Below are 20835 nucleotides of genomic sequence, written 5' to 3'. Positions count from 1 at the left end.
CGTGGGGAGTCCGACGGCACCGGGCCCGGGGAACCCGACGGTACCGGCCTTTACGGGCCCGACGGCACCGGGCCGTGGGAGCCCGACGGCGGGGCTGGTCCGGGCCCCTGGGGCGGGGACGAGTCGCCGTGGCTGCCGGCCCGGGCGCATCCTGGAGAGGACCCCACCCCTCGCCTGGGAGGACACGCCATGGCGGTCCACCGCCTCGGACTCGTCGTGCACAAGGGGCGGCCCGAGGCCGTGGCCGCCGCGGACCTGGTCCGGGCCTGGTGCGACGACCACCGCGTTCCGTGCGCCGAGATCGACGTGTGGAACGCGGGCGTCCAGCGACGCAGCGCCGGGGCGGAGATGGCCGCCGCCGGGAATCCGGACCTCATCGTCACGTTGGGCGGCGACGGAACCTTTCTGCGCGGCGCGCGCCTGGCGGCGCACAACGGCTCGCTGCTGATCGGCATCGATTTCGGGCACGTCGGCTTCCTCACCGAGGTGCCCGCGCGGGACGTGCTCCAGGCCCTGGACGCCGTCCAGGAGTCCCGCACCACGGTCGAGGAGCGGATGCTGCTCACCATGCGGGCCTCCCGACCGCTGTCGCCGCCCGAGGAGGAGGGCCTGGCGCAGTTCTACGGCCGCCGGCCAGCCCTGCCCCCGCCACAGGTGCGCCCGGGCTGCGATGCCGGCGGGGGCTGGGGGGTGGCCCTCGACCTGCTCGGGCTGAACGAGGTCGTCGTGGAGAAGTTCGCCCGGGACGGCCGGGTCGCCGCCGCGGTCTACTTCGCCGGGCGGCTGCTCGCCTCCTACGCGGGCGACGCGCTGCTGGTGGCGACCCCGACGGGCTCGACCGCGTACAGCTTCGCCGCGGGCGGGCCGGTGGTCTCGCCCCGGGCGGAGGTCCTCGTCTTCACCCCCGTCGCGGCGCACATGGTCTTCGAGCGCTCGGTCCTCACCGCACCGGACGAGCCGATCGCCATGCGCCTGCTGCCGCACTCCGGCAGCGCGGCGGTCAGCGTGGACGGCCAGCTCCGCGGCGTGCTGGACCCCGGTGACTGGATCGGCGTCTACGCCGCGCCGACCCGGCTGCGGGCGGTCCGGCTGGGGCCGACCGACTTCTACGGCCGCCTGCGCACGCGGCTGCGGCTGACCGACGCGCCCGCCGCCGCCGACGACGGCGAGGTGCCGCCGGTCTGGCCGCTGACCGCTCCGCCGCCGCACGACCTGGACCACCTCAACCTGCCCACGCTGCAGAAGGGCAGGAACCTCCCGTCCGTGGTGCGCCGGGCCGACGGCGGGGCCTGACCCGCCGCGCCCCGCGGGAAGCGGCCCGAGCGGGCCGCGCCTACGCGGTCGCCCCGGGGCCCTACGCCGTCACCTCGGGGCGGCCGGGCTCGGCCCAGCGGGTGTGGAAGCTGCCCGGACGGTCCGTGCGGCGGTACGTGTGGGCGCCGAAGAAGTCGCGCTGCCCCTGGATCAGGGCGGCCGGCAGGTGCTCGCTGCGCAGGGTGTCGTAGAAGGCCAGCGCGGCGGAGAACGCCGGTACGGGGATGCCGTGCTGGGCCGCGCCGGCCACCACCGTGCGCCAGGCCGCCTGGGCGTCGGAGACCTCCGCCGCGAACTGCTCCTCGGCGAGCAGGCTGACCAGGTCGGGGTTGGCGGCGTGGGCGGCGCGGATCCGGTCGAGGAAGGCGGCCCGGATGATGCAGCCGCCGCGCCAGATCCGCGCCACCGCGCCCAGGTCGATGTCCCAGCCGTACTCGGCCGCGCCGTCGCGGATCATGGTCCAGCCCTGGTCGTAGGCGATGACCTTCGACGCGTAGAGGGCCTGCTCGACGTCCCGGGTGAAGCGCTCGGCCTCGTGCGGGCGCAGCTCCTGGCGGGTGCCGCCGGGCAGCGTCCGGTAGGCCGCGCGCAGCTCGGACCGGGAGGAGGCGACCCGGGCGAAGGTGGCCTGGGCGATGGCGGTGACCGGGGAGCCGAGGTCGAGGGCGGTCTGGACGGTCCAGCGCCCGGTGCCCTTCTGCTCGGCGGCGTCCTGGACGATGTCGACGAAGGGCCGGCCGGTGGCGGCGTCGGTGTGGGCGAGGACCTCGGCGGTGATCTCGATCAGGTAGGAGTCGAGCCGGCCCTTGTTCCAGTTCCGGAAGATCTCGGCGATCTCGGCGGGGGCGTAGCCGCCGACCTCCCGCAGCAGGTGGTAGGCCTCGGCGATGAGCTGCATGTCGGCGTACTCGATGCCGTTGTGCACCATCTTCACGAAGTGGCCGGCCCCGTCGGTGCCGATGTGGGTGCAGCACGGGTCGCCGTCCACGTGGGCGCTGATCTTCTCCAGCATCGGGCCGAGGACGGCGTAGGACTCGGCGGAGCCGCCGGGCATGACCGAGGGGCCGTGCAGCGCGCCCTCCTCCCCGCCTGAGACGCCGCTGCCGACGAAGTGGATGCCGCGCTCGCGCAGCGCCCGCTCCCGGCGGCGGGTGTCGGCGAAGTGCGCGTTGCCGCCGTCGATGATCATGTCGCCCGCCTCCAGCAGCGGGGCGAACTCCTCGATGACCTCGTCGGTGGGCTGACCGGCCTTCACCATGATCAGCAGCCGGCGGGGACGCTCCAGGGCGGCCACCAGCTCCTGCGGCGACCGCGCCGGGACGAACGCGCCCTCGTGGCCGAACTCCTCGATCAGCGCCTCGGTCCGTCCCGCGGTCCGGTTGTGCACCGCGACCGTGTAGCCGTTGCGGGCGAAGTTCCGCGCCAGGTTGCGGCCCATCACCGCAAGCCCCGTCACGCCGATCTGTGCGGATGCCTCCATGGCGGCTGCTTCCTTCCTCGGGGGTTCCCGGCGGGCCGGAAGGGCCGCGCCGCGGCCTGGGCCGGCCGTTTCCACCCGCCGGCGCGCTGCGCGCACAGCACCGGGCGCCCGGGGCGGGCGATCCTCATGCTCACCGGCGGCGCCCGGCGCCCGCGCGGGGAGCTGACCCGTTCAGGTGCCGCCGGGATCGGCCGGAGCCGCGCGGAACGCTCGTTCCGGAAGCGGGAACGAGCGTTCTCGGGAACGGTCGTTCCCAGGAACGGCCACTCCCGGGAGCGGGCTTTCTCAGGCCCGGCCGAGGACGCGGTCGACGGCGATCTCGATGACCACCCGGTCCGGGTTGACCCGCGGCTCCCGGTAGCGCTCGGCGTAGCGGCGCTCCGCCTCGGCGACCTGCTCGGGCTCGTCGCGGACCACCGCCACGCCCTCCAGGGTCGACCAGCGGGCCCGGTCCACCTGGCAGACCGCGACCCGCAGGCCCTCGGACCCGGCCTCGGCGACGTTGCGGGCCTTGCGGCTGGTACGGCTGGTGATCACCCGGGCGGTCCCCGTCTCCGGCTGGTACGTCACACCGACCGGCACCACGTGCGGCGTGCCGTCCGGGCGGACGGTGGTCAGCGTGGAGATGTGCCGCTCCCGCCAGAAGGCGAGGAAGGATTCGTCGAGGTCGCGCGGGTCGTGGGCCATGGTCGCGATGGTACGGCCCCCGCGGAACGCGCGTTCCGCGGGGGCCGTACGGGCCGTACAGGCCGGGCGGGCAGTACGGGCGTGCCCGCGCGATCCGTCAGTGGCCGCGCGCGATCCACTCCGGCAGGGCCGGGGCCTCGGCGCCGATGGTCGTCGGGTCGCCGTGGCCGGTACGCACCACGGTCTCGGCCGGGAGCGTCAGCAGCCGCTCGCGGATCGAGTCGACGATCGTCGGGAAGTGCGAGAACGACCGGCCGGTGGCGCCGGGGCCGCCCTGGAACAGGGTGTCGCCGGTGAAGACGGTGCCCAGCCCGGGTGCGTACAGGCAGACCGCGCCCGGTGCGTGGCCCGGCGTGTGCAGCACCGTCAGCTCGGTGCCGGCCACCTCGATCCGCTGGCCGTCGGCCAGTTCGCCGTCCGGCAGCCGCTCGGGGTGGGTGAGCTTCCACAGCGGCAGGTCGTCGGGGTGCAGCAGGATCGGCGCACCGGTGCGGGCGGCGAGGGCCGGGGCCGCGTCGATGTGGTCGTTGTGCGCGTGGGTGGAGACGATCGCCAGCAGCCGGCGCCCGCCGAGCGCGGCCTCGATGGCCTCGGCGTCGTGCGCGGCGTCGATCACCACCGCCTCCTCGTCGTTCCCGACGATCCAGACGTTGTTCTCCACCTCCCAGCTGCCGCCGTCGAGTTCGAAGGTCCCGGCGGTCACCAGCCGGTCGACGCGCGCCGTGCCGCTCTCGCTCACAGGACCACCACCGAGCGGAGGACGTCGCCCTGGTGCATGCGCTCGAAGGCCTGCTCGACCTTGTCGAGCTCGATGGTCTCGGTGACGAAGGCGCCGAGGTCCAGGCGGCCCTGGAGGTAGAGGTCGATCAGCATCGGGAAGTCGCGCGAGGGCAGGCAGTCGCCGTACCAGGAGGACTTCAGCGCGCCGCCGCGGCCGAAGACGTCGAGCAGCGGCAGCTCCAGCGTCATCTCCGGGGTCGGCACGCCGACCAGGACGACGGTGCCGGCCAGGTCGCGGGCGTAGAAGGCCTGCTTGTAGGTCTCCGGCCGGCCGACCGCCTCGACCACGACGTCCGCGCCGTTGCCGCCGGTCAGCTCGCGGATCGCCTCGACCGGGTCGGTGGTGCGGGAGTTGACGGTGTGGGTGGCGCCCAGCTTGCGGGCGGTCTCCAGCTTGCGGTCGTCGATGTCCACCGCGATGATCTTCGCCGCGCCCGCCAGCCGGGAGCCCATCACGGCCGCGCCGCCGACGCCGCCGCAGCCGATCACCGCGACCGAGTCGCCCCGGCCGACGTTGCCGGTGTTGATCGCGGCGCCGAGGCCCGCCATCACGCCACAGCCCAGCAGGCCGGCGACGGCCGGCTCGGCGGCCGGGTCCACCTTGGTGCACTGGCCGGCCGCGACCAGGGTCTTCTCGGCGAACGCGCCGATGCCCAGCGCCGGGGACAGCTCGGTGCCGTCCAGCAGCGTCATCTTCTGCTTGGCGTTGTGGGTGTTGAAGCAGTACTGCGGGCGGCCCCGCTTGCACGCGCGGCACTGGCCGCACACCGCGCGCCAGTTGAGGACCACGAAGTCACCGGGCTCGACCTCGGTGACGCCCTCGCCGACCGACTCCACGATGCCCGCGGCCTCGTGGCCGAGCAGGAACGGGAACTCGTCGTTGATGCCGCCCTCCCGGTAGTGGAGGTCGGTGTGGCAGACGCCGCACGCCTGGATCCGGACCACCGCCTCGCCCGGGCCAGGGTCCGGCACCACGATCGTGGTCACCTCCACGGGAGCGCCCTTGGCGCGCGCGATGACTGCCTTGACCTGCTGGGGCATCCGATTCCACCTCCGTCGGCCGGTGCGACTCTGCACCGGCGTGACCTGCGACAAAAGACTGCAAGACGAACTGCCCACGAAGCGTATCGCCCACCCGCCGACCACCTGCGGAGCGCCCGGGGCGATCCGGTGTGACGCGGTGTGATACGGCGCACCGGACGTCTCGACGGCGGCTTCGACGCCGTTCGACGCCCCGGCACTTTCGGCACTTCCGGCACTTCCGGCGCCGTCGCGTCGGCTCACGGGCGCTCAGCCGGCATGTGCCCGCCGGGTATCCACCGAGGGCCCGGCGACAACCCGGCGCGGCGGAGACGACGGGGGCGCACAAGTGGCACTGAGCGCCTGTCAGCCCCTCTCGAAGTGCCCGGAAAGCACCGGCGTTGGCTGGAAGTGCCGCAGACGGGCGCCCGCCGCCCACGTACGGTCGTAGCTGAGACGGTCCACGCGACCACGCTCAGCACACCCGCACCACCCGTCGGCGCGCGACCGCGAGCCGGTCGCGCCGGGTGCGTACCGACCGTGCGCGCCCGCACATTTCGCGCCACACCCTCCGCAGGAGCCCGACCGAACCCGGCCCTTGTCGAGCCGCCAGCCGGCCGCATCACCCGTCCCCCGCCCCGCACCATCCCCGGATTCACCCTCCGTCGGGTCACGTTCCGCGGCCCACCACCCTGGAGTCTGGAGTACGGATGTCCACCGAGAACAGTGCGACCAGCGCCGGCCCCGCCCCGCTCCCCCCGCTGCACTGCATCCGCCTGCTCGAACCCGGTCCGCCCCGCCTCGCCGCGCTGCCCACCGGCACGCCGGTCTGGCTGGTCAGCCGACACGCCGACGTGCGCCAGGTGCTGACCGACCCGCGGCTGGGCCGCGCCCCGCTCTACGCGCCGGACGCCCCGCCGATCGCGGTCACGCCCAACATCCTGGACGACCCCGACGGCATGCTGAACATCGACGGCGCCGAGCACCAGCGGCTGCGCCGCACCGTGCAGCGCGCCTTCACCCCGCGCGCGATCGAACGCTGGCGGCCCTGGGTGGCCTCGGTGGTCGAGTCGCTGATCGACGAGCTGATCGACCACGGCTCCCCGGCCGACATCATCGCCGCCTACTCCCGCCCGCTGCCGGTCGCGGTGATCAGCCGGCTGATGGGCCTGGACAACCTGGACGGCAAGCGGCTCGCGCACTGGAGCGACCACGCGCTCTCCGCCACCGCCTACAGCGCCGAGGAGATCGGCACGGCGATGACCGAGTTCGCCGCCTTCGGCGCCGAGGTGATCGCCGAGCGCCGGGCCGCCCCCGGCGAGGACCTGGTCAGCGGCCTGCTCGCGGCCGCCGCCGAGGACGGCTCGATCACCGAGGGCCAGCTGGTCCTGCTGGTCATCGGCCTGGTCGTGGCAGGGCACGAGACCACCATGACCAGCCTCGGCAACGCCCTGGTCTACCTGCTCCAGGACGACCGTGAGGCCTGGCAGCGGCTCGCCTCCGACGAGGCCAGCGCCACGGTCGCGACCGAGCAGCTGCTGCGCGCCGTCCCGCTGGGCGACCGCCAGGAGCGCATGCCCGGACTGCTGCGCCGCACCGTCGAGGACGTCGAGATCGGCGGCGTGGTCATCCCGGCCGGCAGCGTGGTCGCCGCCGACCCGGCCGCCGCCAACCACGATCCGGAGGTGTTCGCCGGGGACCTGCCCGCCGAGCTGTTCTCCCCGCTGACCGGCCCCACGCTCACCTTCGGCGCCGGACCGCACCACTGCCTGGGCGCCTGGCTCGCCCGGATGGAGCTGGAACTCGCCCTGCACCGGCTGGCCCGCCGCCTGCCCGCCCTGCGGCTGGCCGACCCGGTCGAGCGGATCGACTGGCGGCGCGGCCTGCTCACCCGCAGCCCCAACTCCCTGCAGGTGGCCTGGTGACGGGCCGCGCGGACACCGAGCCGGTGGTCGTCCGGGTCGACCGGGACCGCTGCATCGGCTCCGGGATGTGCGCCCTCAGCGCCCCCGACTCGCTGGTCCTCGGCGCCGACGGGCTGGCCGCGCCGCTGGCCGCGTACGCGGACGGCGGCGCGGAGTTGACGGACGGGCTGAGCGAGGCGGTGGACTACTGCCCGGTCGAGGCGCTCAGCCTCCACTCGGCCCGCGGCGGCTACCGGATCGCCCCCGCGGAGTGAGTCCGACCCGGGTGGTGCCCGCCACGACGAACCGCGGCGGGCACCATCCGGAACGCCTCTCCCGGCAGGGCGATCGATGAGCCCTGCTAATAGGTCGATGAGCTCATCGATCTTGTTCGGCCCTCCCGCCGGCTGGTGAGCTGGCCGCATGACGAACGCCGAAACCCTGGCCCCACCGGCCGGTTCACCGACCGCCCCGCACCGCTGGTCCCCGGTCCTCGCCGTCTCGCTCGCCACCTTCACCGTGGTGTCCTCCGAGATGATGCCGGTCGGCCTGCTCACCCCGATGTCCCACAGCCTCAGGGTGACCGACGGCGTCACCGGCCTCTCCCTCACCGTCACCGGCCTGATCGCCGCCGTCCTCTCCCCCTTCGCGCCACTGCTCGTCGGGCTGCGCGACCGCCGCACCGTCCTGGTCGCCTTCATGCTGCTGCTCGGCCTGGCCGACGCGGTGACGGCGATGGCACCGAACTTCGCGGTGCTGGCCGCGGGCCGCGTCCTGCTCGGCGCCGCCATGGGCATCGTCTGGGGCCTCGCCGCGAGCCTCGGCCCGCGCCTCGCCGACGGGCCGCGCATCGCGCTCGCCATGACGCTGATCTTCTCCGGCGTCTCCATCGCCTCGGTCCTCGGCGTCCCGCTGGGCACCTACCTGGCCGCACTCCTCGACTGGCGCGCCGCGTTCTGGGCGCTCGCCCTGCTCGGTGCCGCCTCCGCCGCCGTGCTCGCCGCCACCCTGCCCGCGCTGCCCGTACCCGAACGCGGACGGCTCGGCGGACTGGCCGGCGCCCTGCGCCACCGGGGCGTCGCCGCCGGGACCGCGATCACCGCCTTCGTCGTGCTCGGCCACTTCGCCGGCTACACCTACGTCCGCCCGGTCCTCGAAGCCGACGCCGGCCTGGGCAGCGGCGCGATCGCCGCCTGCCTGCTGGTGTACGGACTCGCGGGCGTCGCCGGGAACTTCACCCTCGGCCCGCTGTCCGGGCGCCGCCCGAAGACCGCCGTCACCCTCGCGCTCACCGGCGTCACCCTGGCCGCCGCCCTGCTCACGTACGCCACCGGCGTCGTCGCCGTGCTGCTCGTCCTGGTCGTCTGGGGCGCCTCGTACGGCGGGGTGTCGGTCTCCACCCAGACCTGGGTCCGCATCGCCGATCCGGCCCGGATCGAGGCCTCCGCCGCGGTCTGGGCGGGCGTGTTCAACGCGAGCATCGCGCTCGGCTCCTTCGCCGGCGGCCTCGTCGTCGACCGGGCCGGGACCCACGCCGTACTGCTCACCGCGGCCGCACTGGCGGCCGCCGGGCTGCTGCTCACCCTGCTCTCCCGGCCGCACGACGGCGGGCCGAGCGGGCGAAGCGGGCGGTAGCCCCGCGGCTCAGTCGACGTGCCCGGCCAGCAGCTCGACGAACCCGGCCGCCAGCCGGTGCGGGCGCCGCTCGTGCTGGACCACCTCCAGCGCGGTCGGCTCCAGCTCGGGCACCGGCAGGAAGCGGATGTCCGGCCGCCGGACGTACGTCGTGCTGCGCTCGCAGAGCAGCAGGCCCTGGCGGGTACCGGCCACCATCGACAGGCCCGCCTGGAGGGTGGCCGCACCCGCCGAGTAGGCCAACTCCCGCCCGTCCGGCATCCGTCGGGGCGCGTTCGCCTGCCGCCAGTACTCGGGCGCCGGGCCGCGCGGCTCGATCAGCGGCATGGCGGCCAGCTCGGCGGCGCTCACACCGTCCGCCCCGCCGGGGCTCCGCGCGGCGGAGACCGCCACGTACACCGGCTGCCGGGAGAACTCCAGCAGCACCTCGAGCCCCGGCTCCCGGCACGGGGCGAGCACGATCGCCAGGTCGACCTCGCCCCGGGCGAGGTGCGAGAACGGGTCCGCCCACGGCAGTTCGACCAGGTGCGCGGCGCCCTCCGGCAGGCTCGCGACCACCCGGGCGACGGGCTCGTACACCGCGCACTGGAAGCCCAGCCGCAGCGGCCTCGCCGTCGCGGCCCCGGCCCGGGCGGCGTCGTAGCCGTCCCGGAGCCGTTCGAAGGCGGGCACCACCTGCTCGGCCAGCGCCCGCCCCAGCTCGGTCAACTCGACCCGGCGGCTGGTCCGTCGGAACACCGGGGCACCGATCCGGCTCTCCAGGCGCTTGATCAGCTGGGAGACCCGCCCCTGCGAGACACCGAGGAGCTCCGCCGTCCGCCCGAAGTGCAGCTGGTGGACGAGGACGGAGAAGCACTCCAACTCCTGCAGCGGCAGCTCGGGCAGGACGGCGGAGGCTGCGAGGGCCGGGGGCGGTCGTTCCACCTCGGCAGTCTACGTCCGGCTACCCGGCCGCCCCGCAGGCCAGTACGGCGCGCAGCTCGGCGGCCGGATCGCCCTCGTGGTACGGGCGTTCACTCGGCTCGATGTGGTCCAGGAACTCCTGGTAGCGCAGGGCGTAGGACAGGTGGTAGAGCGGCTCGGCGAGTTCGAGGGCGCGTCGCGGGTCGGAGCCGGGGGCGTGGCGCCGCCAGGCCTCCGTCCAGACCCGGACGTGGTGCTGCCAGGCCTCCTCGCCGAGGTAGGCGCGGGGGCGCAGCCCGTCCAGGGCGGGGTGGCCGAGGCAGGAGTCGGCGTAGTCGACGACCACCGTGCCGGTGCCGTCGGAACGCCAGTTGCCGGGGTGGAAGTCGCCGTGCAGCAGGGTCTCGGGCAGGCCGCAGTCAGCGAGCCGGTCCAGCAGTCCGGGGAGGCCGGCGGCGAAGCCGGCCAGGCCGTCCAGCTCCTCGGGCGTCAGGTCGGTCTCCTCGGCGAGCCGGCCCAGCAGGGCCGTCAGCTGGGCGGCCAGGGCGCGGGGGGTGCGGTCGCGCAGGCCGGCCAGGTCGGCCGGGCGGTCGGCGAGCGCGGCCTGGGCGGCGACCAGCCGGGGGACGACGTCGGCGACCGTCCCGGCGGACGGGCTCCAGCAGTCCTCGCCGGGGACGTGGTCGAGCAGCAGCCGCCCGCCGCAGGGGTGGGCGGCGAGGACGGTCGGGACGAGCGCGCGGTCGACGCCGCCGAGCAGCCCGATGACCGCGGCCTCGTCGGCGTTGAAGGCGGGCGTCGTGGTCTTCAGCCAGGCGTCGACGCCGCCGGCGGTGGGGAGGCGGAAGAGACCGGAGAGGTTCCAGGTCCGGATCTGCCGCGCGGGCGCGGCCGGCGCGCGGCCGACGGCGGCCAGCTCCGTCTGCGCCCAGGCCAGTGCCTCCCGCAGTCCCGCGGGCGTGGCCCAGGCGGCGCGGCGTTCGGCGGGCCCGAGCAGCGCGGCCGTCCCGGCTTCCGGGGGGCGGGAGTCGAGCGCCTTCGGCCGCTCCAGCGCCTCGGCGTGGTAGCGCACCCGCCCGCCGTGGCCCGGTTCCTCGCTCCGCCCGTCGACCAGCCGCGCCACCAGCACCGGCACGCCGGCCGCCTCCGTCGCCCGCGCGACCACCTCGTCCACGGAGGACCACCAGCCGAGCTCCACCTCGAAGGGGCCCAACTGCCCGAAGTACTCGTCGCCGTAGGTGAGATCGACCGTCACGGTCCGGTTGCTCGCTCGCTGCATCGGAGCAGCTTCGCCGACGGGGTCGGGCCGACGCCAACGGTTTTCCGGGCGTGGTGCCGATGTCGCGGACCCCGGGGCGAGGGCGAGTCGGTCGTGCCGCAGCCCCCGCCCTGAGGCCGGCGCGGCGCGCTAGCCGATGGCCACCGCGGTACCCGAGACCCGCACCCGGGTGTCCTCGGCGCGCAGTTCGACCCGCAGCAGGCCCGGGCGGCCCAGGTCGGCGCCCTGGTGGAGCGTCAGCACCGCCGGGGCCTCCACCGCGCCGAGCTCCCGCAGGTACGCGCCGAAGGCGGCCGCGGCGGCGCCGGTGGCCGGGTCCTCGACCACGCCGCCGACCGGGAACGGGTCGCGGACGTGGAAGACCTCGGGGCTCTCCCGCCAGGCGAGCTGCAGGGTGGTCAGGTCGCGGGCGCGCATGAAGTCGGCGAGGCCGTCGAAGTCGTAGTCGAGCCGGGCCAGCCGCTCGCGGGTGGCGACCGGCAGGACGAGGTGCCGGGCGCCCGCGTAGGCGACGCGGGGCGGCAGTGCCGGGTCGAGGTCGGCGGCGGACCAGCCGAGCAGGGCGAGCGCCTGCGCCACGTCGGCCGCCGGCACCTCCTCGACCTTGGGCTCGACGCTGGTCAGGGTGGCGCGCAGCAGCCCGTCGGCTCCGCGCTCGACCTCGACCGGGACCTCCCCGGCCGCGGTCTCGAAGAGGTACTGCCCGGGGCCGGTGCGCTCGGCGACGGCGACGGCGGAGCCGACCGTCGCGTGGCCGCAGAACGGCACCTCGGCGAGCGGGCTGAAGTACCGCACGCGGTAGGACCCTTCGGCCGGGCCGGCGGTCAGGAAGGCGGTCTCGGAATACCCGACCTCGGCGGCGATGGCGAGCATCCGCTCGTCGGTCAGCCCAGTGGCGTCGAGCACCACGCCGGCCGGGTTGCCGCCCTCGGGGCGGGTCGCGAAGGCGGCGTAGCGGAGGATCTCGGGAGCGGCGTCGTCGGTCATGATCGGACGAACGCGCCGGGCGCGCGGGCTGTTCCCGTCGGCGCTGCGGGTGTGCCGTCCGGGCGCGGCCACCGCACCGGTCGCGCCCGCGCTGCCGGGCCCGGCGACCTGCGGCGGGGCCGGTCGATCGGACGCGGCCGTCCCGTCCCGGTGGGATGATCTGCGGCATGGCCCTGACCCCGCACCAGCGGCACCTCCGTGACCGGATCATGGCCGCCGAGGTGACCGCCCCACCGGAGCCGTGGCGGCCGGTGGGCCGTGGGGTGCTCGCGGTCGGCGGGCTGCTCGGCATCGGCTTCGCCGTCCACCCGGAGAGCGGCCACGACCTGGTGCTGACGGTCTCCCACGGCGGCCACGGCCTGTTCGACGCGGTGACCGGCCTCAAGCTGGCCCGTGACCACGAGCCCGCCGAGGACCCGGACGGCCCGGACCTCGCCTGCCCCGGACTCGGCCAGGTCACGGACGTGCGTGTCCCGGTGGCGGGGCTGTGGGGCGGCGGGCTGCACACCGCCGCCGAGGGCGGCTGGCACGTCAGCGTGGCCGCCCCGGAGTGGCCGCACCACCGGGTGCTGCTCGCCAACGGGCGGGGGCCGTGGGAGGGCGAGCACGGCGAGAGCTGGTGGCTGGTCCTGGACGCCGACCGGTCCACCTTCCGGGCGGCCGGCTTCTCCCCGACCGGCCGGACCCTCGCGGTGGCCACCAGCAGCGACCTCGCGCTCTGGACCCGCGGCTAGGACCTGCCCCGCCGATCCTTCCCGGGCCCGTCCGGCTTCCGGATGCGGACGGCGCGCCGAGCGCCGATGCTGGCGGCGAGGCGTGCGCGGCCCGAGGAAGGAAGCCACAACGTGAGTGCTCTCGACTTCGAGATCATCGACAGCCCCGACAGCTCGCTCAACAAGACCTCCGTCCTGGTCACCGGCCCCCACGACGCCCTGCTGGTGGACGCCGGGTTCACCCGCTCCGACGGGCGCCGGCTGGTGGAGCGGGTCAGGGCGAGCGGCAAGCGGCTGACCACCGTCTTCGTCAGCCACGGCGACCCGGACTTCTACTTCGGCGCCCAGGAGGTCCAGGACGCCTTCCCGCAGGCCCGCTTCGTGGCCACCGCCTCGACCGTCGAGCACATCCAGGAGACGTACGAGGCCAAGCTGCGCGCCTGGGCGCACCTGGGCCCCGAGCTGCCCACCCGGCTGGTGCGGCCCGAGGCGCTGCACGGTGACGAGCTGGTCTTCGAGGGCCACCGTTTCGAGCTGCGCGGCGCCGACTTCCACCTGCCGGACCGGCACTACCTCTGGCAGCACCACCACCGCGCCGTGCTGGGCGGGGTGCTGCTCTTCGAGGGCCTGCACGTGTGGACCGCCGACACCCCGACCTCCGCCCAACGGGCCGCCTGGATCGACCTGTTGGACGGCATCGAGGCACTCCATCCGACCTGGGTCGCGGCCGGCCACCGGATCGCCGGCGCGCCCACCGACCTGAACGCCGTCGACCACACCCGCGCCTATCTGCGCGCCTTCGAGACCGAGATCGGCCGGGCCGCGGACGCGGACGCCGCCAAGGAGGCGCTGGAGCGGCGGTTCCCGACGCTGGGGCTGCGGATCGCGGTGGACATCGGCACCAAGGTCGTCATGGGCGAGATGGCCTGGGGGTGAGCGGACGATGATCGAGATCCCCCGGGACGTCGCCTCCTTCGCCGAGTCGCCCTCCCCCGCCGACGTGGTGCGCCGCCAGTACCTGGCCTCCGCCCGGGGCGACCTGGCCGCGCTGCGCTCCACCCTGGCCGAGGACGTGGAGTGGACCGAGATGGCCGGCTTCCCGCTGGCCGGCACCTACCGCACGCCGAAGGGCGTCACCGCCAACGTGATGGAGCGGCTGGCCGCCGAGTGGGACGACTGGACGGCACACGACGACACCTACGTGGTCGACGGGGAGACGGTGGTGGTGCTGGGCCGGTACACGGCCGTCCACAAGGCCACCCGGAAGCCGCTGGCGGTCCGGGTCGCCCACCGCTTCACCGTGCGCGGCGGCCGGATCGTCCGCTTCGAGCAGTTCACCGACACCGCGCTGGTCAGGGACGCGATGACGGCGTGAGGCCCGCCGTGGCCCACGTTCACCCGTACGGGCGAGCGCGGCGCGGCGCGCCAGGCGCGGTCTCGACAGACCACCCGGACGGCGGCAGGCTGGGCCCGACCACGGCCGGAGAACGAGGAGTCGAGCATGGCGGGCACGGACACCGGGACCACCGGAGCGGGCGGGCGGGAGCGCCCGGTCGTCATCGTCGGGGCGTCCCTGGGCGGTGCGAAGGCGGCCGAGGCGCTGCGCGAGGCCGGGTACCGGGGCGGCATCGTCCTGATCGGCGAGGAGCACGAGCGCCCGTACGAGCGGCCGCCGCTGTCCAAGGGCTACCTGCAGGGCAAGACGCCCCGGGAGAAGATCTACGTCCACCCGCCGCAGTGGTACGCGGAGCACGACGTCACGCTGCGGCTGGGCACGTCGGTGGCCTCGATCGACCCGGCCGGGCACACCGTGACGCTCACCGACAACGGCCAGGTGGAGTACGGCAAGCTGCTGCTGACCACCGGCTCGGTGCCGCGCCGGCTGCCGGTGCCCGGCGCGGACCAGGACGGGGTGCTCTACCTGCGCCGGGCCGAGGACAGCGACCGGATCAAGGAGGCGCTGCGGCCCGGGGCCAGGATCGCGGTGGTCGGCGCGGGCTGGATCGGGCTGGAGGTGGCGGCCGCGGCCCGGGAGGCGGGCGCCGAGGTGACGGTGCTGGAGGCGCTCGAACTGCCGCTGCTGCGGGTGCTCGGGCGGGAGGTCGCCCAGGTCTTCGCCGACCTCCACCGGGAGCACGGCGTGGACCTGCGCTTCGGCGTCAAGGTGGCCGAACTGACCGGCGACGGCGGCACGGTGAGCGGTGTGAGGCTCGCCGACGGCACCACGGTGGCGGCCGACGCGGTGGTCATCGGCATCGGCATCGCCCCCGCCACCGGCCTGGCCGAGGCGGCAGGCCTGGAGGTCGACAACGGCGTCAAGACCGACCAGCACCTGCGCACCTCGGACCCGGACGTCTACGCGGCCGGCGACGTCGCCAACGCCTACCACCCGCTGTTCGGTCGGCACGTGCGGGTCGAGCACTGGGCCAACGCGCTCAACCAGCCGCAGACCGCCGCCCGCGCGCTGCTCGGGCAGCCGGACGCGGTGTACGACCGTGTCCCCTACTTCTTCACGGACCAGTACGACCTCGGCATGGAGTACGTCGGCTACGTCGAGCCGGACGGCTACGACCAGGTGGTGTTCCGCGGCGACCCGGCCACCCGCGAGTTCATCGCGTTCTGGCTCTCCGGCGGCCGGGTGCTCGCGGGGATGAACGTCAACGTCTGGGACGTCACCGACCCGATCCGCGAACTGGTGCGCTCGGGGCGGGTGGTGGACGCCAAGGCGCTGGCCGACCCGAACGTTCCGCTCGACTCGCTGTAGCCGGCGAGCCGCGACGGTCAGCCGACGGGGATGCCGGGGTTCACCAGGCCCCGGCCCCCGGTGACGGTGTTGCCCGCGCCGATCGTGACCTTGCACTTCGCCGCGTCGTAGGCGGTCACGTGGATCGCGTACCGGTCCGGCCCGGTGGCGCCGGTGAGGTCGGAGCGGTTGCCGCGGAAGACGGTGCCGCAGAGCTGGATGGTCTGGCCGGGCGCGGCGGCGGCGAGCGCGCTCTGGAGCTGCTTGGTGGTGCCGACCTTGACCACGGCCGCCTTGACCGCGGCCGCGGGGGCGGCGGAGCCGGCGGCCACGGCCGTGGGGGCGGCCGAGCCGAGGGTGAGGACGGTGAGCGCGGCGAGGAGGACGGGGACGGCGGGGCGCTGGGGCACGGACGGTGCTCCTTGCGGTGGTCGGGGCCAGCCGGGGTGACCGCGGCCGGTGAATGACAGGAACATGCCTTCGCCAGGGTGGACTGGACCATTCCGGGGCATCAAGAGCGCCTCGTCCGCGTGATACTGGAGCTCTGGGGGGCTCCGGAGTCCCCGCGGACACGGAGTCGCGGACACGGAGTCGCGGACAGGGAGGCGGCGATGGGCGGCACGGCCGGGTTCGCCGTGGTGGTGTTCGGTGCGCTGGGCGGCGTGGTCGCCTACCTCGCCGGGGTGGTCGGCCTGCGCGAACTGCGGCGGCTGCGCCGGGTCGGCGTCCCCGCACGGGCACTGGTGCGCGAGCGCGCCCCGGCGCCGGAGGACCGCGCACTGCCGCCGCGGCCGCTGCTCCAGTTCGAGACCGAGGACGGCCGGGTGGTCGAGGTCTTCTCCCCCGTCCCCTCCACCGCCCGCCACCCCCTGCCGGACGGCGGCTTCGTCCCGGTCCGCTACGACCCGGCGGACCCGCGGCAGGTCCTGGTGGACGGGCGGGAGCGCGCGGGGCTGGAGTACGGCTTCCTCGCGCTCGGGGTGCTGGTGGTGCTCGGCTCGATCACCCTCGGCGCCACGGTGCTCTGACCGGGCGCCCGGAACGGGGCATCGGGCCGTGGATCAGGCGGCGCATCGGGCGGGTCGCCCGCGGTCGGGCCCCCGGGACGGCGCACCGGGCGGGCCGCGCGGTTCGGTACGCAGCCCGCCCGCACGCTCAGACGGTGGCGGCGGTGGTCGCCGCCACCGTCGCCGCGGTGGTGACGGCGGCCATGGTGAGCTGCATGTTCCGGATCGCCTCGCGGACCGACTCCGCGGCCCCGTCACCGGCGGCGATCTCGGCGAAGCGCGGCTCGACCTGCTTGCGGGGCAGCTCGGGGAAGGCCAGCCGGTGCAGCCGGGAGCCGTGCAGCAGGGCCACCAGGGCGGCGGTGCGCAGGTCCGGCTCCGCGCCGTTCAGCACCGTGGCGGCGAGCCGCTCGCGCAGTTCGCGCTCCACGCCGCCGTCCGCCTCCGGGTAGCGGCGGACCGGGAAGATACCGAGCGCGCGGCGCCGCTCCTCGACCACCAGGCCCCGCCCGCACAGCCGCGCGACGGTGTCGGCGACGGCCGTGGCACGGTCCTTGGTCAGCCAGTCGGCCGCCTTGGCCTTGCCGGAGCGGCGCCCCGCGGCCCACTCGTCGAGCCGGGCCAGCCGACCGTCCAGCAGCGGCTCGCCGGTCGGGGTCCGGTCGGCGACGGTGAGCCGTCCCTCCTCGATCGCGACCCGCTCGGCCAGCACCAGCTCGGCCAGCATGCCGCCCGCGGCGGCCCAGGCGGCGGTGGCGGCGTCCTTCGCCACGCCGGACTCGTCGTCCAGCGAGAGCAGCATCAGCTCCTCGGCGAGGGTGACGTGCATCGGGTGCCCCTTCCTCTCGGTACCGCGGTTCGCTGCGCCGACGGCGCCTCAACCGCGCAGTGCATCGACCAGGCGCCGGGCCCTGGTGTCCTCTTCCAGCAACGCCCGGAGCAGTCGATCAGTGCCCTGACCTGCGATGTCGGCAAGGTAGGCCTCGACCGAGCGTGGGTCGGCGGGCAGCGTCACCCCACCGGAGTCCAGCGCGGCGTGCGCCCGGGCGTAGTCGAGGCCGAGCCCGGCGAGCAGTTCATCGGCGCCGCCCTCCTGTGCCAACTGCGGCTCGTGACGGGCTACTTCGCGTACGGCCAGCAGGGCGAGCAGGACGTGCTCGGTGCCGGGCGTCCGACGCCCGAGGCGCTCGGCCTGGGCGTCGGCCTCCGGCCGGATCCAGGCCGCCGGACCGGACGAGCCCGGCCGCAGCACACGCTTCCAGCGCGGCGCCGGGTTCGCGCGGCGGGCCAGCATCGCCTCCCGGGTGGGGCGCAGCAGCGGGTCGAGGCCGCCACCCCTCGGCATCGCGCCCTCTCGCCCTTCGGGCTCCAGCATGGTCGTGTCCATCGACCCCTCCCACCACGACGGCTTTACTTGGACTATATTCCCGCTTTTCCTTCTCTTGGGAATTCCCCGCACGTCAAGAACGCGTCAGGACTCCTCCGGCGCGGGGCGCGGAAGACGGGGCGCCCCGCCGTTGTTGGCATCTGGTGCCATCGTGGGAACCGCTTCCGCGAGAGGGGTGAGCACCATGGCCGACACGCTCCCCGGGCCGGGTCCGGCCCCCGAGGCGCGGGCGCCGCTGGACGCCTACTCCCGGATCGTCACGTCCGTCGCCGCGGCGCTGACCCCGCGGGTCGCCGCGCTCCAGGTCCCCCGGCGCGGCCGGGGCGGCTGGTTCAGCACCGCCCTCGGCTCGGCGGTGGTCTTCACCGAGGACGGGTTCCTGCTCACCAACGCCCACGTCGTCGGCCACGCCGACGCCGGGACGCTGGCCTTCGCCGACGGCACCGCCTCCCCGTTCCACACCATCGGCGCCGACCCGCTCTCCGACCTCGCCGTGCTGCGCGCCGACGGGCCGACCCCGACGCCGGTCTCGCTCGGCGAGGCGACCGGTCTGCGGGTCGGACAGCTGGTCGTCGCCGTCGGCAACCCGCTGGGCCTGGCCGGGACGGTCACGGCGGGCGTGGTCAGCGCCCTCGGCCGCTCGATCCCGGCCCGCTCCGGCAGCGCGGTGCGGGTCATCGACAACGTGGTCCAGACCGACGCCGCGCTCAACCCGGGCAACTCCGGCGGCGCGCTGGCCACCGCGGACGGCGAGGTGGTCGGCATCACCACGGCGGTCGCCGGCAACGGGCTCGGCCTGGCCGTGCCGATCGACGCCACCAGCCGCCGGATCGTCGCGGCCCTGCTCGCCGACGGCCGGATCCGCCGCGCCTACCTCGGCCTCGCCGGGGTGCCCGCGCCCCTGCCGCCCGCCCTGCGCCATCGCACCGGGCAGCGCGGCGGCCTGCGGATCGTCGAGGTGGTGCCCGGCGCGCCCGCCGACCGCGCCGGGCTGCACGCGGGCGACCTCCTGCTCACCGCCGCCGGCGAGCCGATGGACAGCGCCCAGGCCGTTCAGCGGCTGATGCTGGCCGACGCGATCGGCCGCCCGCTCCCGCTCACCGTGCTGCGCGGCGAGGCCCTGGTCGACGTGCTCGCCGTCCCCGCGGAGCTGCACGTCGACGACTGACCGGGCCCCGGGGCCACCACTACGCGCGGGCCCCACCGACCTCACCGCCCGTCTCGGCCGGGCCGCCACCGATGCCGCCCCGAGAGCGCCGCTACGCGCGGGCCCCACGCCGCATCACCCAGAGCGCCGGCCCGCCCCCCGGCAGCCGGACCTCCTCCAGCACCTCGAAGCCGAAGTGCCCGTAGAGCGCGAGGTTCTCCTCCTTGGAGGACTCCAGGTAGACCGGCAGCCCCTGGGCGTCGGCCTTGGCCAGCCCGGAGCGCAGCAGCGCGGAACCCTGCCCCCGGCCCTGGGCGACGGGGTCGGCGCCGATCACCGCGAGGTACCAGTGCGGCTCCTGCGGCACGTTGTCGGCGGCCGCCTCGACGGACCGCCGGAACGACTCGGCCCGGTCGCCGAGCGGCTCGACCAGCTCCCGGAGCGTCTCCTCGTCCGGTACGGCCTTGTCCTGCGCGTGCGGCGGCACCCAGAACGCGGCCGCGTCCGCCGTCCGCTCGCACACCCCGTGCCGGACGTACTGCCGGGTGAACAGCGTGGTGAAGTAACCGCCCAGCCCCGCCTGCCGGGTGGCCGGGTCAGGGAGGAACCAGCACATCATCGGGTCGTCGGCGAAGGCCAGGGCCAGTAATCGACTGACTGACGACGCGTCATCGAGGGTCGCCGGCTGCGGCGTGTTGGTCATCTGCACACGGACATCCTGCGCGCCCTTTATCTCCGGCCCGGTGGCGAGGGTGGCTGCGGGCGGAAATAACCGTTGGTGCCCGTGCGATCGGCGTGGTTAGGCTGACGCCGTTCCGTTCCGTACCGATCGACCCGGGCCACCGCCCGACCGGAGAGGGTGTCTTCATGTCCCGGACCGCGCCGAGTGCGCCTCGCCACACCGCCTGACGACCAGGCCTGACGAACCGTCGAGGCCACTCGGCCTGCTCTTGCTGTCATCGCAGAAACCCCTCAGCAAGGAGCACCCCGGGTGTCCAGCACCTCCAGCACTCCCCCCACTCTGAAGACCTCCACCTTCGCCTGCGCCTGGTGCGGTCTGACCGTCTCCACCTACGCCGCCGACGGCACGCGGCGCAACCACTGCCCGTCCTGCCTGCGGTCACGGCACGTCCTCGACCAGGTCGAGGGCGGCCCGAGCGACTGCCGGGGCCGGATGTCGCCGATCGCCATCGCCGTGCTGCGCACCGGCGGTTGGACGGTCGTCCACCGGTGCGTGCGCTGCGACGAGCTGACGTCCACTCCGGTCTGCACGGACGACAACCAGCTCATCCTGATGCGGATGGCCGTCCGGCCGCTCGCCCAACCGCCGTTCCCGCTCGAAGCGTTCGGCACCCTCTGAGCCGCGCACGGAAGAGGGGAACCGAAGCATGCCACGACGCAAGAACACCGGCGGCCGGAGCCGACAGGGCCGCCGCCCTCAGCGGTACAAGGACGTCCTGCACGAGCAGGGCGGCCACCGGGCGAACGCCTTCCGCTGCGTGGACTGCCGGCTGGACGTCCCCCTGGACGCCCCCGGCACCGCGCACCGCAACCACTGCCCGAACTGCCTGGCCAGCCGTCATGTCGACGGCCGGAGGCCCGGTGACCGGGCGGCCGGCTGCGGCGGCCGGATGGCCGTGCTGGGCCTGTCGGTCCGCGCCGACGGCGAGTGGATGATCATCCACCAGTGCCTGTCCTGCGGCGAGTTGAGCGCCAACCGGATCGCCGGGGACGACAACGCCCTGGCCCTGGTCCGCCTGGCCCTCGAACCGCTGCGGGACACCACCCTGGCCCACCGCGTCCTGCTCGCGCTGTAGGCCGGGCCCGCGGCTCGACCGGGGCGCGCGGG

22 protein-coding genes and 1 pseudogene are annotated in these 20835 nt (G+C 75.1%); 12 read left to right on the top strand and 11 right to left on the bottom strand.

The features are described 5' to 3' along the window. Positions 1 to 189 precede the first annotated feature (189 nt). Positions 190 to 1293, top strand: coding sequence for an NAD(+)/NADH kinase (locus ACGF0D_RS13305; RefSeq protein ID WP_392915604.1), 1104 nt, complete (start codon positions 190 to 192; stop codon positions 1291 to 1293). Positions 1294 to 1354: 61 nt separating this feature from the next. Here the strand turns inward: ACGF0D_RS13305 and gndA are convergent, their stop codons facing one another. From gndA to ACGF0D_RS13285, 4 genes are all read right to left on the bottom strand, one after another. Further along, complete coding sequence (gene gndA / locus ACGF0D_RS13300) at positions 1355 to 2794, bottom strand: NADP-dependent phosphogluconate dehydrogenase (RefSeq protein WP_392878008.1); 1440 nt, start codon at positions 2792 to 2794, stop codon at positions 1355 to 1357. Between the two features lie 285 nt (positions 2795 to 3079). Beyond that, complete coding sequence (locus tag ACGF0D_RS13295; protein WP_392915601.1) at positions 3080 to 3481, bottom strand: pyridoxamine 5'-phosphate oxidase family protein; 402 nt, start codon at positions 3479 to 3481, stop codon at positions 3080 to 3082. Between the two features lie 97 nt (positions 3482 to 3578). Further along, on the bottom strand, positions 3579 to 4220 hold the full coding sequence (locus ACGF0D_RS13290; RefSeq protein WP_392915599.1) for an MBL fold metallo-hydrolase: 642 nt from the start codon (positions 4218 to 4220) through the stop codon (positions 3579 to 3581). Further along, entirely contained in the window at positions 4217 to 5302 is a 1086-nt protein-coding gene (locus tag ACGF0D_RS13285) for an S-(hydroxymethyl)mycothiol dehydrogenase (RefSeq protein ID WP_392915596.1), read from the bottom strand. Before ACGF0D_RS13285 ends, ACGF0D_RS13290 begins: the two co-directional genes overlap by 4 nt. Positions 5303 to 5991: 689 nt before the next feature. Here ACGF0D_RS13285 and ACGF0D_RS13280 point away from each other — a divergent pair. The 3 genes from ACGF0D_RS13280 to ACGF0D_RS13270 all read left to right on the top strand — a co-directional run bounded on the left by ACGF0D_RS13280 (position 5992) and on the right by ACGF0D_RS13270 (position 8820). After that, entirely contained in the window at positions 5992 to 7206 is a 1215-nt protein-coding gene (locus ACGF0D_RS13280; protein ID WP_392915593.1) for a cytochrome P450, read from the top strand. Next, positions 7203 to 7460 (top strand): ferredoxin, encoded by a 258-nt coding sequence (locus ACGF0D_RS13275; protein WP_392878018.1) that lies wholly within the window; start codon positions 7203 to 7205, stop codon positions 7458 to 7460. Before ACGF0D_RS13280 ends, ACGF0D_RS13275 begins: the two co-directional genes overlap by 4 nt. A 148-nt stretch (positions 7461 to 7608) precedes the next feature. After that, entirely contained in the window at positions 7609 to 8820 is a 1212-nt protein-coding gene (locus ACGF0D_RS13270) for an MFS transporter (protein WP_392915590.1), read from the top strand. Positions 8821 to 8829: 9 nt separating this feature from the next. On the opposite strand, the gene ACGF0D_RS13265 is transcribed toward ACGF0D_RS13270, so the two are convergent. The 3 genes from ACGF0D_RS13265 to ACGF0D_RS13255 all read right to left on the bottom strand — a co-directional run bounded on the left by ACGF0D_RS13265 (position 8830) and on the right by ACGF0D_RS13255 (position 11989). After that, positions 8830 to 9744 carry a LysR family transcriptional regulator gene (locus tag ACGF0D_RS13265; protein WP_392915587.1) on the bottom strand — a complete coding sequence of 305 codons (915 nt, stop codon included), beginning with the start codon at positions 9742 to 9744 and terminating at the stop codon, positions 8830 to 8832. Between the two features lie 19 nt (positions 9745 to 9763). Then, on the bottom strand, positions 9764 to 11002 hold the full coding sequence (locus ACGF0D_RS13260) for a phosphotransferase (RefSeq protein ID WP_392878024.1): 1239 nt from the start codon (positions 11000 to 11002) through the stop codon (positions 9764 to 9766). A gap of 129 nt (positions 11003 to 11131) precedes the next feature. Then, the gene (locus ACGF0D_RS13255; RefSeq protein ID WP_392915584.1) at positions 11132 to 11989 is read right to left on the bottom strand and encodes a PhzF family phenazine biosynthesis protein; all 858 of its coding nucleotides are present in this window, start codon (positions 11987 to 11989) and stop codon (positions 11132 to 11134) included. Positions 11990 to 12156: 167 nt separating this feature from the next. Between ACGF0D_RS13255 and ACGF0D_RS13250 the strand changes: the two genes are divergently transcribed. The 4 genes from ACGF0D_RS13250 to ACGF0D_RS13235 all read left to right on the top strand — a co-directional run bounded on the left by ACGF0D_RS13250 (position 12157) and on the right by ACGF0D_RS13235 (position 15466). Beyond that, positions 12157 to 12723, top strand: coding sequence for a hypothetical protein (locus ACGF0D_RS13250; protein ID WP_392878027.1), 567 nt, complete (start codon positions 12157 to 12159; stop codon positions 12721 to 12723). A gap of 111 nt (positions 12724 to 12834) precedes the next feature. After that, positions 12835 to 13638: an MBL fold metallo-hydrolase gene (locus tag ACGF0D_RS13245; RefSeq protein WP_392915581.1), complete on the top strand. Its 804-nt coding sequence runs from the start codon at positions 12835 to 12837 to the stop codon at positions 13636 to 13638. A gap of 7 nt (positions 13639 to 13645) precedes the next feature. Next, entirely contained in the window at positions 13646 to 14077 is a 432-nt protein-coding gene (locus ACGF0D_RS13240) for a nuclear transport factor 2 family protein (protein WP_392878031.1), read from the top strand. Between the two features lie 126 nt (positions 14078 to 14203). Next, positions 14204 to 15466, top strand: a complete 1263-nt coding sequence (locus ACGF0D_RS13235) for an NAD(P)/FAD-dependent oxidoreductase (protein ID WP_392915578.1) — start codon at positions 14204 to 14206, stop codon at positions 15464 to 15466. A 17-nt stretch (positions 15467 to 15483) separates the two neighbouring features. On the opposite strand, the pseudogene ACGF0D_RS13230 reads toward ACGF0D_RS13235, so the two are convergent. Then, a pseudogene (locus ACGF0D_RS13230) lies at positions 15484 to 15657 on the bottom strand (sheath polysaccharide-degrading enzyme); the annotation flags it as partial. Positions 15658 to 16056: 399 nt separating this feature from the next. Here ACGF0D_RS13230 and ACGF0D_RS13225 point away from each other — a divergent pair. Continuing rightward, on the top strand, positions 16057 to 16473 hold the full coding sequence (locus ACGF0D_RS13225; RefSeq protein ID WP_392915575.1) for a DUF3592 domain-containing protein: 417 nt from the start codon (positions 16057 to 16059) through the stop codon (positions 16471 to 16473). 127 nt (positions 16474 to 16600) lie between these two features. Here ACGF0D_RS13225 and ACGF0D_RS13220 read toward each other — a convergent pair whose 3' ends face one another. Together ACGF0D_RS13220 and ACGF0D_RS13215 are read right to left on the bottom strand one after the other, a co-directional pair. After that, positions 16601 to 17281, bottom strand: coding sequence for a GPP34 family phosphoprotein (locus tag ACGF0D_RS13220; RefSeq protein WP_392915573.1), 681 nt, complete (start codon positions 17279 to 17281; stop codon positions 16601 to 16603). A 48-nt stretch (positions 17282 to 17329) separates the two neighbouring features. Then, on the bottom strand, positions 17330 to 17839 hold the full coding sequence (locus ACGF0D_RS13215) for a Clp protease N-terminal domain-containing protein (protein WP_392915570.1): 510 nt from the start codon (positions 17837 to 17839) through the stop codon (positions 17330 to 17332). A gap of 184 nt (positions 17840 to 18023) precedes the next feature. Between ACGF0D_RS13215 and ACGF0D_RS13210 the strand changes: the two genes are divergently transcribed. Beyond that, entirely contained in the window at positions 18024 to 19007 is a 984-nt protein-coding gene (locus ACGF0D_RS13210) for a S1C family serine protease (RefSeq protein WP_392915567.1), read from the top strand. A gap of 91 nt (positions 19008 to 19098) precedes the next feature. Here ACGF0D_RS13210 and ACGF0D_RS13205 read toward each other — a convergent pair whose 3' ends face one another. After that, the gene (locus ACGF0D_RS13205) at positions 19099 to 19695 is read right to left on the bottom strand and encodes a GNAT family N-acetyltransferase (RefSeq protein ID WP_392915564.1); all 597 of its coding nucleotides are present in this window, start codon (positions 19693 to 19695) and stop codon (positions 19099 to 19101) included. Between the two features lie 282 nt (positions 19696 to 19977). On the opposite strand from ACGF0D_RS13205, the gene ACGF0D_RS13200 reads away from it, so the two are divergent. Then, complete coding sequence (locus ACGF0D_RS13200) at positions 19978 to 20346, top strand: RNHCP domain-containing protein (protein ID WP_392915561.1); 369 nt, start codon at positions 19978 to 19980, stop codon at positions 20344 to 20346. 28 nt (positions 20347 to 20374) lie between these two features. After that, positions 20375 to 20803: an RNHCP domain-containing protein gene (locus ACGF0D_RS13195; RefSeq protein WP_392878046.1), complete on the top strand. Its 429-nt coding sequence runs from the start codon at positions 20375 to 20377 to the stop codon at positions 20801 to 20803. Positions 20804 to 20835: the final 32 nt, after the last annotated feature.

Source organism: Kitasatospora sp. NPDC048298 (assembly GCF_043201465.1).
Classification (GTDB): Bacteria; Actinomycetota; Actinomycetes; order Streptomycetales; family Streptomycetaceae; genus Kitasatospora.
This window is presented reverse-complemented; position numbering and strand designations above follow the sequence as displayed.